Genomic DNA, 13165 nt, shown 5'->3' on the forward strand with positions numbered 1-13165 from the left:
ACCGGTCCGCAATTCGGCCGGAGGCAAACGACAGGAAGGCTCGACCTAGTCGAACCAGGCGGCGTAGATCTTTCTGTAGCTGCCGTCCTCCATCGAGATGTGCAGCCATTGGTCGACGAAGGCCTTCAGCGCCATGTCGCGCTGAAGCCAGTAGGCCTTCTCGGAGAAGTCGAACGGTTTTTCGGGATGCACCGCGCAGAGCACGCCCGCATGCTGCTTCTGCTGGTAGCGGGTCTCGGAGGCGTCCGTCATCATCAAATCGGCATTGCCCTTGGCGATCTCGTCGAAGATCGCGGTATTGTCGGGGAAGACGGTGATGTCGGCGTCCTTGATGTTGGCGCGGGCGAAGCGTTCGTTGGTGCCGCCGGGATTGACGACCACGCGGGTGCCCTTCTTGTCGATGTCGGAAAGCGTCTGGTACTTGCCGACATCGGCGCAGCGCGCGATCGGGGTCTTGCCCTCGCGCATGATCGGCATCGAGAAGAAGCCCTTCTTCTGCCGGTCGAGCGTGACCGAGACGCCGCCCATGGCGATGTCGAACTGGTCGGCCTCGAAATCCTTCATCAGCTTCGGCCAGGCGGTCGGCACGAACTCGACCTTGACGCCGAGCGCCTTGCCGAGCGCTTCCGCCATATCGACGTCGAAGCCGCTGAACTGCTGCGTGGCCTTGTCCAGATAGGTGAAGGGTTTGTAGTCGCCGGTCATGCCGACGCGCAAAGTGCCGCGCTTGAGGATCTCGTCGAGGCGCGAGGGCGCCGCCTGCTGGGCGTGGGCCGAAAGGTTTGCCAGCAACACCACGGCCAAGGCCGCCAGGATTCGAATGGTCGTTCGAACGATCATCTCTTTTCCACTCATGCCCGAGCTGTCATTGTGCAGCTCTTGAGGATGGATTTAGACCAGTTGCCAGTTGCTGGCGAGATGCAATTGAAGGGAATCCTGACGTGACGATCTCGATGTACGAGGCCTCGGTCGGCCTCTTCGTGCCGTACCTGCGCAACCTGTCCGCGCTGCTCGACAAGGGCGTTGCCTATGCCGAAGCCCGCAAGTTCAATCCGGCCGTCCTGCTCGGCATGCGGCTATCGCCGAACATGTACGATCTGGCGCAGCAGATCGGCGAGGCCTGCCGCCATGCCACCGTCGCGCCGGCCTTGCTGGCGCAGTGCGAGCCGGTCGTGCTGCCGCCGCTGGAGCACGACATGGCCGGGCTTCAAGCGCGGATCGCAACGTCAATCGAATTCATTGAAAGTCTGCCCCGGGCCGAGATCGATGCGGCCGCGGAACTGAAGGTCTTCTTCAAGCTGAAGAACGGGACCGAGCTGCCCTTCACCGGGCGGACACTGCTGCTCACGAACAGCGTCCCGCAGTTCTTCTTTCACGTCACGACCGCCTACGATCTTTTGCGGCACGCTGGCGTTGAACTCGCGAAGAAGGATTATCTCGGAAGGAAGTAGGCCTAAGCCTCGCCCTTGCGCTCGTAATCGGCGAGCGAACTGCGGCCGGCGATCTCGCTGCGCAGCTCTTCGAAACGCCGGTGCGCCTCGTCCTCGTGCGCGTCGACGAAATGCACTGCGGCCTCGCTGGTCATCGGACCGCTGATTACGGGCGCGGATTGCTCGCCGATGGTCTCGTGGACGTAGTACTGGTCGTCGTCGCCGCGATGGACCGTCCATTTCAGGCGGATCGCCACCATCGGCCCGGGACCGACCTTGCTGTAGCCGTCGGCATCGGTATGCTCCGGCACCAGCGGCTGCTCCTCGACCACCGGATGCTCGTCGGCAACGGGATGCTCGTCGGCAGCCGCAGGCTCGTCTGCGGCCACGTGCTCACCGGCGACGACCACGGTCTCGGTCTCGCGAACGACGAGGACGGGTTCGGGGTGCTCCAAAATGCTGGCGATGGTCGCCAACGCGTGGTCGGTCGGGTCGATCTCTGACAAGGGTCCATCCTCCAGCTCGACGCGGCCGGCAAGTCTGTCCCACTGCCGCCGCGGCCGGGAACATTAGGCGCGTTTGATTAAGGCTGAGTTTGGGCTCGATCTGCACCAAAATGGGACGCATTCTGGCGTTCCGGAGGCGGGCGGATTGGGCACTCCCGGAGGAGGGCTCAGCCCAGCACGTCCTGATTGATGATGTTCTGCCTGATGGGATCGCCGTCCAGCACACTGAGGATGTTGCGCGCGGTCTGCTCGCTCATGCGCTGGACCGCCTCGACCGTGACGCCGGCGACATGCGGGGCCATGATGACGTTGGGCAGTGCGAACAGCGCGTTGCTGACCGGCGGTGGCTCCACCTCGAACACATCGATGCCGGCCCCCGCGATCTTGCCGGAGACCAAGGCGTCGTACAGCGCGGCCTCCTTCACGATGCCGCCGCGCGCGGTGTTGATGAGATAGGATTTCGGCTTCATCCGGCCGATCCTGTCAGCATCGAACAGGCCGACGGTTTCCGGCGTCTTCGGGCAGTGGATGGTGACGAAATCGGCGTTGGGCAGTGCGGCGTCAAGGTCGGCGACGGGCTCGCAACCGGCGGCCTTGATCTCGGCCGCGGGCTTGTAGGGATCGTAGACCTGCACCTTCATGTCCATCGCCAGGCAGCGCTTGGCGGTGCGGGTGCCGATGCGGCCGAAGCCGATGATGAGGACGGTCTTGCCGTAGAGATCGAACGGCAGCATCCCGAGCCGATCGGCCCATTTGCCGTCCTTGACGCAGGCATGCATCTCCTGTGCGCGCTTGGCGAGCGTCAGCATCATGAACAGCGCCTGCTCGGCGACCGAGGGCGAGTTCGCACTGCCCGCGACCATCAGCGGGACCTTGCGGCGGGAAAGCGCGGGCACGTCGACGGCGTCGTAGCCGACGCCGATGCGCGTCACCACTTTCATGTCCCCGGATGCCTCGAGCTCGGTCTCGCCGAAGGCGGTGGCACCCAACGCCACGCCGTGGACCGGCGCATGGCTCTTCAGCAGGGCCTCGAAATCCCTGGCGGAGATCAGGTTCGGAAACTCGACGAGCTCGATGTCATCCCGCTGGGTGAGAAGGGCGCGCGCACCTTGCGACAGAGTTTGTGTAACGAAAATCTTCTTCTTATTGGTCGCCATCGTCCCCTGCCTGCGCGAGTTTCTTGTCCGGCGGTCACAACACGACGCCGCTCGCCTCGTTTAGCAGGTGCATATTGTTGAGGTCCATCGCCAAACGCATGGGTGCCCCGTCCTTGGCGCCGGCATTGGGATCGACACGGCCGCAGATGGGCGTGCCGTCGAGTCCGAAATAGACCAGGGTCTCCATCCCCATCGGCTCGGTGACGTCGAGCACTGTGTCGAAGGTCTCGACGCCTGGTCCGAGATGCGCATGGGCCTCGGTGAGATGCTCCGGCCGGATGCCGAGCAGCAGCTTGTCGGTGCGCGGCAGAGCGTTGTAGCGCGCGGCGCGGGCCGGCGGCAGCGCAAAGGCGATGCGGTCGGTCAGGCGGATCTGAAGCGTGCCGCCGGCGTCCTCGAGCCGGCAGGGAATGAAGTTCATCGCGGGCGAACCGATGAAGCCGGCAACGAAGCGCGTCTCCGGCTTGTGGTAGAGCTCGTTCGGCGTGCCGATCTGCTCGATGCGCCCCTTGTTCATCACGACGACCCGGTCGGCCAGCGTCATCGCCTCGACCTGGTCATGGGTGACGTAGACAGTGGTGGTGCGCACTTTCTGGTGCACCTTCTTGATCTCGATCCGCATCTGCACGCGCAGCTTGGCGTCGAGATTGGAGAGCGGTTCGTCGAACAGGAAGACCTTCGGGTTGCGGACGATGGCCCGCCCCATGGCGACGCGCTGGCGCTGGCCGCCGGAGAGCTGCTTCGGCTTGCGGTCGATCAGGTCGGTAATATCAAGGAGGCGGGCGGCTTCCGTCACCCGCGCCTTGATCTCGGCCTTGGGATAGTGCTTCAGGCGCAGCCCGAACGACATGTTCTCCGCGACCGTCATGTGCGGGTAGAGCGCGTAGTTCTGGAACACCATGGCGATGTCGCGATCCTTCGGCGGCACGTCGTTGACGACGTCCCCGCCGATCATGATGTCGCCGTCGGTGATGTCCTCGAGTCCTGCGATCATGCGCAGCGTCGTCGATTTGCCGCAGCCGGACGGGCCGACCAGCACGATGAACTCATGGTCGGAGATTTCGAGATCGATGCCGCGCACGGCTTCGACATCGTCGTAACGCTTGATCACCTTGCGCAGGGAAACGTCGGCCATTGCACTTCAACCCCTCGTTCTCAACCCTTCGTCGCGCCGGCGGTCAGGCCGGCAATGTAATAGTCCATCAGGAAGGCGTAGATGATCAGCGGCGGGGCTGCGCCAAGCAGCGCGCCGGTCATGATCTGACCCCAGTTGAAGACGTCACCCTTGATCAAGGTCGTGATGATGCCGACCGGCAGCACGAGCTGATCGGTCGATGTGGTGAACACCAGCGGATAGAGGAACTGCGCCCAGGAGACCGTGAAGGCAAAGATCGTCGCCGCTATGATCCCCGGCAGCGCCACCGGAATGAAGATCCGCGTCAACGTCTGAAACCAGGACGCACCGTCGATGATCGCGGCCTCGTCGAGCTCCTTCGGTATCGAGGCGAAGTAGCCGATCATGATCCAGGTGCAGAATGGCACGGTCAGGGTGGGATAGATGAAGAGCAGCACGTACCATCGATTGATGAGTTGGATGCCGGTCCAGTCGCCGAACAGTGCAAATACCTTGAACAACGGAATGAACAACAGGCTGTCCGGAATGAGGTAGGTCAGGAACACACCGGTAGCCAGCGTCGCCGAACCCCAGAACCGCATCCGCGCCAGGGCGAACGCCGCAGGCACGCTGATCAGCATGGTAATGGTGACCACGAAGATCGAAACCAGCGCAGAATTCCAGAAAAACCGCAGGAACTGGTTTGACGTCAGCAGGCCAACGTAGTTGTCCAGCGTCGGGTGGAAAACCCACCATGGGTTGGTTGCGGCCGAGATTTCCGCGCTGCTCTTCAGCGAGGTGATCAGCATATAAATCGGCGGAAGCAGCGAGAAGACCGCAAAGAGGGTCAGGAAGAAGTACGACCACCTCAGCGCCCAGGTGCGGTCGCGGCTCATACTGCCGTATTTGACGGGGCGTGTCGGCGCGGCCTTGTCCATCGTGACTGAGCTCATCAGGATTCATTCCCGCGCTTGTTGACGTCGCGCAGGATGAAGATCGCCGCGACCGCCAGGATTGGTACCATGAACAGAGAGACGCTGGCGCCCAGCGGAATGTCGCTGCCTTCGATGCCTATCCTGAAAGCCCAGGTCGCAAAGATGTGGGTGTGGTCCAGAGGCCCACCGGCGGTGAGGATTCTTACGATGTCGAAGTTGGCGAACGTGACGATCAGCGAAAACAGCGTCGTGATCGCTATGATGTTGCGCATCATCGGCAGGGTCACGTACCAGATCCGTTGCCACCAATTGGCGCCGTCAATGGCGGCCGCTTCATAGAGCTGCTCGGGCACTGATTTCAGGGACGCCAGATACATGATCATGAAGAACGGCGCGCCGTACCAGACGTTGACCAGAATGACCGAGAAGCGCGCCCATGCGGCGTCGCCCGTCCACGGGATCGGCCCGATTCCGAAGAACGATAGCGTGTAGTTGAAGGCACTATAAGAGGGATCGAACAGCCACAGCCATGCCAGCGTGCTCATCGCGGGCGGGATCACCCATGGCACCAGGAGCATACCGCGCCATTTGCGCTGACCCTTGGCCGGAATGTTGTGGACGAAGTGCGCGACGATGAACCCGATCAGCGCTTTGAAGAACACGGCAGTGATGGCGAAGATGCAGGACTGCTTGACGACCAGCCAGAAGGTGTCGCGCTTGAACAGGAATTCGAAGTTGCCCAGACCGACGAACCTTTGCATCGACTTGTTGAGCGTCGCCAGATGAAGGGAATAGAACGCCGGATAAAGCACCAGGAGGGTGATGAGTATAATCAGCGGCAGCGTCATCAGAAACGCGGCGGTGGATTTGCGTTTGAGTGCCCTCTGCAGACCGGAACGGTTTCGCGCCGGCTGCTTTGCGCCAACCCTATCCGGCTGCAATGCCACATCAGCCATGTGCATCTTCCTCGCGCGGTTTAGCTCGATAGACTCAGATATTGGCGAGCGCCGACATACCCGGCTCTCGTTGAGGCGAGTCGAAGGACCGCCGCGAGCGACCAGGGGCCGTCGCGGCGATACTTTTCATGTTAGCTTCGCATGAAGCCTTCGCACTCGCCTTCGGCCCAGGCGAGCGTCTTTTCCATCGCTTCCCCTTGCTGATAGCGCAAGCACATCTTGGTCAGCGTGGCCTGAGCATAGATCTGCTGTGCAATCTTGGGCGGCGCCGGCGAGGCCGCAATTGACAGCGTCTGATGGTTGTAGGGGTTCGGGTAGTGATAAAGCGTGCCTTTGGGAGGTCCTTCTTCCTGCCAGACCTTCAAGGTTGTCAGCTTCGCATATGCCGGCAGATCATAGCCGCCGCTTGCGACCACCATCTTTTCGATAGCTGCCGGCTTCGAGAGTTCAATCAAGAGGCTCCTCGCTGCTTCCTTGTTCTTGGAGAAGTTCCATATGCTCCAGAAATAGGGCAAGTAAGGCGCAAAACGCCCCTTCGGTCCGGCCGGGAATCCATGTGTCCAGCATTGCTCGGCGACCTGTGGCGCGTCGCGTTTCGCAACGGCCCAGGCGCTCGGCGGGTTCATGATCATCGCACCCCTGCCGGAGACCAGCCATTTGTTGTTGGATGCATCGTCCCAGGCCGCGACGTCGGGCGGCAGGAAAGCGATCAGCTTCTTGTAAAACTCGAGCGCTTGGCGAACCTCATCGGTCTTGACGGTGAGATTGCCCTTGGCGTCGACGAGATGGGCGCCGAACGAAAGGAAGATCGCGCCTGCCGTGTCGACGTTATCCGTCGTCTCGCCGAGGCCGATGCCGAACGGGAAGCCGGCCTTGTGACAGGCTTCAGCCGCTTTCAGGAATGTTTCCAGAGTCCAATTGTCGGCTTTTGGTTCAGAACCGGCCGGGTACATCGCCTGGACGTCGATGCCGGCGTGCTTCTTCATCAAATCGATACGCGAACAGGGTCCCTTGATTTGACTGCCGACACAGGCGGGAACGCCGAGCCATTTGCTGCCTGCGGTGCCGAGATACTTGGCTGTGCCGTTGACCTCGCCGTTCTCGGCGATGATCTTCCCCATGATGTCGCTAACGTCCTCCAACTGGTCGGCATTGGAGTGTGCCCACCACGTCGGCATCGCGAAAATATCGTGGCCGGACTTTGCCTGGGCTTCGGCGGCAATGGTCAGCAGGTTCTTGTTGCCCTGGCTTGGGATGTAGTCGATCGTAACTTCGACCTTCTCCTTCGCCGCCCATTCGTTGACCAGATCGGTCGAGGCCTTGTTGGCGCCGGGCACCCAGTGGTCCCAGAAACCGATCGAGAGCTTGCCGGCGGCGTAAGCGCCGCGGACATATGGCGCTGCGATCAGCGCCGTGGAGGACATAGCAGTGGCAGCCACAAATTGACGTCGCGTCAGTGTCTTGCGTGACATCTCGTTTCCTCGCTTGGGTGTTCTATTGCTTTGGTGTTTCCTCTGAACTCTTCCGAGTTTTGCTCTTGATTTTCTTGTTGTGCGTTTCTTGTTACGAATTGGTAGCGCGATCAGATCATGATTGATCGCGTCTGTCGAGAAAACCGAACGGCGCGCGTCTAGAACTAACGTTGTGTCCGGGAACGCCGACACTGCCCTCGGAGTCGTGTGCCGGCAATGATCCGCGGCCGGTCGTTTTGCGACGCACACGTTGCGCCGACCTGCCGGGGCGATACGTGCGCAATTACGCCGCAGTTTCGAATAAGCCTGCATAAGCGTCTCGCGCCAAACACTTTTCGGGCGTGGATAGCAATTGTCGGCGCCTAGACCTCGAAGCGGTGAAAACGATAGAGTTGCAACTGGCGGGTGGTTTTCACCCGAACAGGCCAATCAGATGGAGACCAGAATGATCAACCCGGCGCCACCCGCGCGGCTTTACCTGCGACGATGGTTCGCGCTGGGGTCCGTTTTCGTGTTGCTGCTCGGCGCCGCCGCGGTGGCGAATGCCCAAGGTCTGGTCAAGGGCGTCCAGGAAGGAGCGGCGGCCGGGAACAAGGCGGCCGGTCCGGTCGGCGGCGTACTCGGCGGCGCGATCGGGGGTGTGGTGGGCGTCTTCACGGGTGTGCTCGGCGTTGGCAACAATAACAACGGCAATCAGGCGCCGGCGGCCAAGGACGCAAACAAGGACACCAGCAAGGACGCCAAGCAACAGGGCGCCGGCAAGGACAAGGACGCCAAAAGCGCCAAGGCGGGCAAGGGCGCCAAGTCGAGCAAGGAAGCGAAGAACGCGCCCCAGGACAACAAGGATGTCACGGTCCTCACCCAGAGCGGCGCGCCGCAGCAGACCGCCGAGCAGATCGTCGCCAACAGCGATTCCTATATCGAGCGGATCAAGACCGAGCTGAACCTCACGCCTGATCAGGAGAAGCATTGGTACGGCTTCTCGAGCGCCATGCACTACCTTGGGCACAATGGCGCCGAGCGGCTCAACCTGCGGGTTGCGCGCGCCAAGCGGGATCCGCCCGACGACATCGTCGAGCAGATGCGCAACGAGGCGCAATTCCTCATCGACCGCGCCGCCGACCAGCGCAATGTCGCCGACGCCGCCGAGCCCCTCTATTCGAGCCTCGATGACAAGCAGAAGCAGGTCTTCGTACAGGAAATGGTGCGCCTCAGCCACGAACGCGGATTGGATTGATCAAGTTGAATCGGATCGGGCGCGTCTGAATTAACGGCGCCCGCCACGAATTCGTGTATCCTCTTCGCAACTCGATTATGATTAGCTTCGTAAGCTGATTGCGGGGTTGATATGGCGGACGGACTCTCCGTTTTCCTGGTCGAAGACGAGACGTTGATCCGGATGATGATCGCGGACATGGTGGTGGAACTCGGCCACCACGTCGTCGCGGAAGCCGACAACGTCCGGGACGCCAGCGCTTTTGCCATGACCGCGCAGTACGATATGGCAATCCTCGACATCAATCTGAAGGGCGTCTACGTCGATCCCGTCGCAGACCTCATCGAACGTCGCGGCAAGCCGTTTCTGTTCGCCACGGGTTACGGGCCGGAGCTGCTGCCGTCCTTGCTCCGGCGCCGGCCGATCCTGCGCAAGCCGATTTCGATCGATCAGCTCAAGGCTATGATCGAGTCGATGTTTCCGGAAGCCGCGGCGAATACGCCGCACTGAGCGGCGGCGGAGGCGCCGCGCTGAGATCGCCAACGAAAATGGCCGCCCGTCGGGGGCGGCCATTTGGCTGGCGACGAAATTCGCGCAGTCTCACATCAGGCCGGCGCCAAGATCGATGCCGCGCGCCATCAGGCCGAACGAGGCGACGAGGCCCATGCAGCAGAACAGCAAAATGGTCTTGAACGAAGAATCGGCCAAACGCGTTTCGACGGCGGCCGGCATTGCGGCGAGCGAGATCATGCTCATGTTCATTCCCCCCTTTGTTGCCCCTGAATTGCATCAGGTGAGGGAACTCTTAGAGCAAAAGGTTTGACGCGAGCTTTCGAGGGATCGTTAACGGAATCGCAATCGGTGCTGCGATCGCAGGCGCCGTAACGGAATCACCAGCCTCAGTTGCGACCGTTTTTCAGCACCGTGGCGATGGTATGGGCCGTCATGGCTGCGCGGTCCGAAGCCCGCTGGGCGGCCAGCCGGTCTTGCGCCTTTTCCTCGATCAAGAGCTCGATCAAGGCCAGCCGCTTGTCCTCGTCATCCGCCTCGATCAGGAGGCGGTGATAGCGGTGATAGTCGAAACCCAGATCCTGTTTACGCATGTCACGCCCCCGCAACCACGCCACACACACTGGCTGGATTGTTTCTCATCGGAAACATGTGCGCAAGCACGATCCCGCATGGAACCGAGCGTGCGGCGTATTCAGCTGTGAATTAGGGGACCCCGGCGGGAGGAGGGATCCGCCTCAGGGCTGGTTGTGCTCGGCAAACATCTTGAGGCCGAGGAAACTCGCGTCAGGTTTGGTCACCAGCCTGGTCGGGATGTTGCGCAGATAGTCCTGGAAGCGTCCCTTGGCTTCAAAGCGCGCCCGGAACGCGGAGGCCGCAAGGAATTCCGGAAAACGCGGCGCGATCCCGCCGGCGATATAGACGCCGCCACGGGCGCCGAAGGTCACGGCGAGATTACCGGCGACCGAACCGAGGATGGCGCAAAACATCTCGAGCGTCGCGCGGCTGACGGGACAGCTGCCGTCCAGGGCGGCCTTTGTGATGGCGGCGGCATCGCGATGCGGCACCTGGGCGCCGTCCACCTCGGCCAGCGCCTCGTACAGGCTTTGCAGTCCGGAACCGGATAGCGCCCCGCGCTCGATCGAGACATGGCCGAGGCGTCGGCGCATGGACGCAATCAGGCGTTCCTCACGCTCGTTCTCCGCCGGCAAAGTCGCGTGGCCGGCCTCGGTGACGACGGCCAGCCGCGCGCCATGACGTTCGACCAGACAGGAAACGCCAAAGCCGGTTCCCGGTCCGACCACCAGCAGTGGCTCTCCCGGCAAGCCGTCCTGCCCGCCGAGCGGGATCAGGTCGGCGGGCTGCAGGGCGGGCAGCGACCAGGCCACCACCTCGAAATCGTTGAGGACATGAACGCTCTCGAACCCGAGGGCCGGCTGCAATTCGTGGCCGTCGATGACCCAGGGGCTATTGGTCATGACGCAGCGATTATTGGTGACGGGACCGGCCACGGCCAGCACGGCCCTTTTGGGCGGCTCGTCTGGCCGACGCGCGAGCACGTCGACAATCGCTTCCCGGACAGTGGGGAAATCCGCCACCTTCACATAATCGATCGGTCCGGTCTGATCGCCCTGACTGAGCGCAAAGCGCGCATTGGTGCCGCCGATATCGGCGAGAAGAATCCGTTCTGTCTTGCCGATGGTCATGGCCATATGGCTACCGCGGCCGTGCCGGCTGCGGGAACCACTTCCTCCGCTCTCTCTGATCACTAACTGCGAACGGCTTTTAGAATCCGCGCTTGGGTGCGCCTAGTCAACACGGAGAAGGCCAAACCGTTGCATTCCGGGCACGATGTGGGCCATTCGCGCAGATCGCCGCACCTTGTCGGTGGTTGCGAAGCAGCGCGGGAAGATCGACAGTGTGGGGAGCGTTCGGCACCCGTGGGGCCGGACGGCTGGAATGGACCTTGCCAAATGAAGATATCAGACCGCGACGTGCTGCTGGTCATCGACGTTCAGAACGATTTTTGCACGGGCGGGGCGCTTGCCGTTCCCGGTGGCGAGAAGGTCGTCCCCGCCATCAATCGAATCGCCCAAAAATTCGCCAATGTGGTGCTGACCCAGGATTGGCATCCGGAGGATCACGTCTCCTTTGCCCCGAACCATGCGGGCAAGCAGCCGTTCCAGACCATCGAGCTGGATTACGGCGCCCAGGTGCTGTGGCCGATGCATTGCGTGCAGGGCACGGCCGGCGCTGAATTTCATCGCGATCTCGACGTCACCCGAGCAAATCTCGTGGTGCGGAAGGGGTTTCGGCGCGGCATCGATTCCTATTCGGCGCTGTTCGAGAACGACAGGAAGACACCGACCGGCCTGCTCGGGTATCTGCGCGAACGCGAGTTGAAGACGGTCTTCGTCACCGGCCTCGCGCTCGACTTCTGCGTCCGCTTCTCGGCGGAGGATGCCCGCAAGGCGGGGTTCGACGTCGCCGTCGTGGAGGACGCTTGCCGTGGCATCGATCTCGACGGCTCGGTGGCCGACGCCCATCGGAGTTTGCGCGAGCGTGGCATCGCGGTCGTCGGCCTCGAAGCAACCTTGGGAGGATCGTGAGATCGCTATGGCGCAGAAGCCCGGCAAACAGCTACGCGCACCGCGGCCGATCCCGGATGCCCCGCTGCTGTGGCCATTCGCAGCGGCTCAGCTTGCCATGGACGCTTGTTTCTGGTGGCTCGAGCGCGGGCCGCCGGAGCAGGACGATAGTAGCCTGCCGTGGACCACTCCCAACTCCGTCGCACTGGAGCTTGCGACCATGCGTCTGCGACGTTGCACGCGGACGCAATCCGGCCAGCCGGCGCTGGTCTGCGCACCCTATGCGCTGCATCGGGCCCTGATCGCCGACTTCGCACCCGGCCACAGCGTCGTGCAGGCCCTGCAAAATGGCGGCATCGACCGGATCTATCTCACCGACTGGCGCTCGGCCACGCCGGATATGCGCCATCTCTCCATCGACAGCTATCTCGGTGATCTCAATGTCGCCATCGACGAGATCGGCGTGCCGGTCGATCTCGTCGGCCTGTGCCAGGGCGGCTGGCTGTCGCTGCTCTATGCCGCGCGCTTTCCCGCCAAGGTGCGGCGGCTGGTCCTGGTCGGCGCCCCCGTTGACCTCTCGATCGACTCCGCGCTGTCGCGGCTTGCCCGCAACGCGCCCGAGGCTCTCTACGACCAGCTCGTCGCGCGCGGCGGCGGCAACGTCAGCGGCGAGGAGATGCTTCGCGTCTGGTCGAAGGCGCCAAGCCGCGACGACATCGCAGCGGCGCTGCAAATAGATCTCTCGGACGAGGAGGGCGCGGCACTGCTCGCGCGCTTCGAGCTCTGGAATACAGAGACGCTCGATCTGCCCGGCAGGTATTATCTCGAGATCGTCAACTGGATTTTCCGGGAGAACCGTATCGCGGGCGGCAACTTCGTGGCGCTGGGCCGCGAGATCGACCTGAAGACCGTCAATGCGCCGGTCTTCCTGCTGGCCGGGCTCGATGACGAGGTCGTGCCGGCCGCGCAGGCGCTCGCCACCGCCGGGCTGCTCGGCACGCCACCGGCCTTCATTACTGCGGCTTCCGAACCCGGCAACCATCTCGGCCTGTTCATGGGCGCGCGGACCCACGCTCATGCCTGGCCGCGGATCGCCGAGTGGCTGCGCGACGATCTCTCCGGCGTGCTGGCTCGCAGCGCCTGACGTCGCCGGGCACGGGGCGGGCGAACATGCAAATCCGTTATGCATGAGGGCGGATGGCCTGCACGGGGCCGGCTCCATGGGCTACAAATGGTCCGGAGCTGACGGCTGCGGACGGCCGCAGAGAGACTAAAGGTACT

General features: G+C 62.6%; 15 protein-coding genes. 5 read left to right on the plus strand and 10 right to left on the minus strand.

Annotated features, from left to right (window positions below):
• Positions 1-45 precede the first annotated feature (45 nt).
• Positions 46-840: a transporter substrate-binding domain-containing protein gene (locus JQ572_RS29995; protein ID WP_211386431.1), complete on the minus strand. Its 795-nt coding sequence runs from the start codon at positions 838-840 to the stop codon at positions 46-48.
• A gap of 113 nt (positions 841-953) precedes the next feature.
• Between JQ572_RS29995 and JQ572_RS30000 the strand changes: the two genes are divergently transcribed.
• Positions 954-1451: a DUF1993 domain-containing protein gene (locus JQ572_RS30000; protein WP_211386506.1), complete on the plus strand. Its 498-nt coding sequence runs from the start codon at positions 954-956 to the stop codon at positions 1449-1451.
• A gap of 2 nt (positions 1452-1453) precedes the next feature.
• Here JQ572_RS30000 and JQ572_RS30005 read toward each other — a convergent pair whose 3' ends face one another.
• The 6 genes from JQ572_RS30005 to JQ572_RS30030 form a co-directional block, all read right to left on the minus strand.
• Positions 1454-1936, minus strand: coding sequence for a hypothetical protein (locus JQ572_RS30005; RefSeq protein ID WP_211386432.1), 483 nt, complete (start codon positions 1934-1936; stop codon positions 1454-1456).
• A 167-nt stretch (positions 1937-2103) separates the two neighbouring features.
• A complete protein-coding gene (locus JQ572_RS30010; protein WP_211386433.1) occupies positions 2104-3093 on the minus strand; it encodes a hydroxyacid dehydrogenase in 990 nt (329 codons plus the stop codon).
• Between the two features lie 34 nt (positions 3094-3127).
• Entirely contained in the window at positions 3128-4228 is a 1101-nt protein-coding gene (locus JQ572_RS30015; RefSeq protein WP_211386434.1) for an ABC transporter ATP-binding protein, read from the minus strand.
• 20 nt (positions 4229-4248) lie between these two features.
• On the minus strand, positions 4249-5160 hold the full coding sequence (locus JQ572_RS30020) for a carbohydrate ABC transporter permease (RefSeq protein WP_211386435.1): 912 nt from the start codon (positions 5158-5160) through the stop codon (positions 4249-4251).
• Positions 5160-6098 (minus strand): carbohydrate ABC transporter permease, encoded by a 939-nt coding sequence (locus JQ572_RS30025; RefSeq protein WP_211386436.1) that lies wholly within the window; start codon positions 6096-6098, stop codon positions 5160-5162. Before JQ572_RS30025 ends, JQ572_RS30020 begins: the two co-directional genes overlap by 1 nt.
• A 131-nt stretch (positions 6099-6229) precedes the next feature.
• On the minus strand, positions 6230-7570 hold the full coding sequence (locus JQ572_RS30030) for an ABC transporter substrate-binding protein (RefSeq protein WP_211386507.1): 1341 nt from the start codon (positions 7568-7570) through the stop codon (positions 6230-6232).
• Between the two features lie 445 nt (positions 7571-8015).
• Here JQ572_RS30030 and JQ572_RS30035 point away from each other — a divergent pair, with 445 nt between their 5' ends.
• Both JQ572_RS30035 and JQ572_RS30040 read left to right on the plus strand, forming a co-directional pair.
• Complete coding sequence (locus JQ572_RS30035; RefSeq protein ID WP_211386437.1) at positions 8016-8807, plus strand: Spy/CpxP family protein refolding chaperone; 792 nt, start codon at positions 8016-8018, stop codon at positions 8805-8807.
• A gap of 111 nt (positions 8808-8918) precedes the next feature.
• A complete protein-coding gene (locus JQ572_RS30040) occupies positions 8919-9296 on the plus strand; it encodes a response regulator (RefSeq protein WP_211386438.1) in 378 nt (125 codons plus the stop codon).
• A gap of 90 nt (positions 9297-9386) precedes the next feature.
• On the opposite strand, the gene JQ572_RS30045 is transcribed toward JQ572_RS30040, so the two are convergent.
• The 3 genes from JQ572_RS30045 to glk all read right to left on the minus strand — a co-directional run bounded on the left by JQ572_RS30045 (position 9387) and on the right by glk (position 11002).
• A complete protein-coding gene (locus JQ572_RS30045) occupies positions 9387-9542 on the minus strand; it encodes a hypothetical protein (protein WP_211386439.1) in 156 nt (51 codons plus the stop codon).
• 143 nt (positions 9543-9685) lie between these two features.
• The gene (locus JQ572_RS30050) at positions 9686-9889 is read right to left on the minus strand and encodes a hypothetical protein (RefSeq protein ID WP_211386440.1); all 204 of its coding nucleotides are present in this window, start codon (positions 9887-9889) and stop codon (positions 9686-9688) included.
• Between the two features lie 144 nt (positions 9890-10033).
• Positions 10034-11002, minus strand: coding sequence for a glucokinase (glk, locus tag JQ572_RS30055; RefSeq protein ID WP_211386508.1), 969 nt, complete (start codon positions 11000-11002; stop codon positions 10034-10036).
• A gap of 267 nt (positions 11003-11269) precedes the next feature.
• Between glk and pncA the strand changes: the two genes are divergently transcribed.
• Together pncA and JQ572_RS30065 are read left to right on the plus strand one after the other, a co-directional pair.
• Positions 11270-11905 (plus strand): bifunctional nicotinamidase/pyrazinamidase, encoded by a 636-nt coding sequence (gene pncA, locus JQ572_RS30060; protein ID WP_211386441.1) that lies wholly within the window; start codon positions 11270-11272, stop codon positions 11903-11905.
• Between the two features lie 7 nt (positions 11906-11912).
• Entirely contained in the window at positions 11913-13028 is a 1116-nt protein-coding gene (locus JQ572_RS30065) for an alpha/beta fold hydrolase (RefSeq protein WP_211386442.1), read from the plus strand.
• The last annotated feature ends 137 nt before the right edge of the window (positions 13029-13165 follow it).

This window comes from Bradyrhizobium sp. SZCCT0153 (genome assembly GCF_018129995.1).
In the GTDB taxonomy this organism is placed as follows: domain Bacteria; phylum Pseudomonadota; class Alphaproteobacteria; order Rhizobiales; family Xanthobacteraceae; genus Bradyrhizobium; species Bradyrhizobium japonicum_G.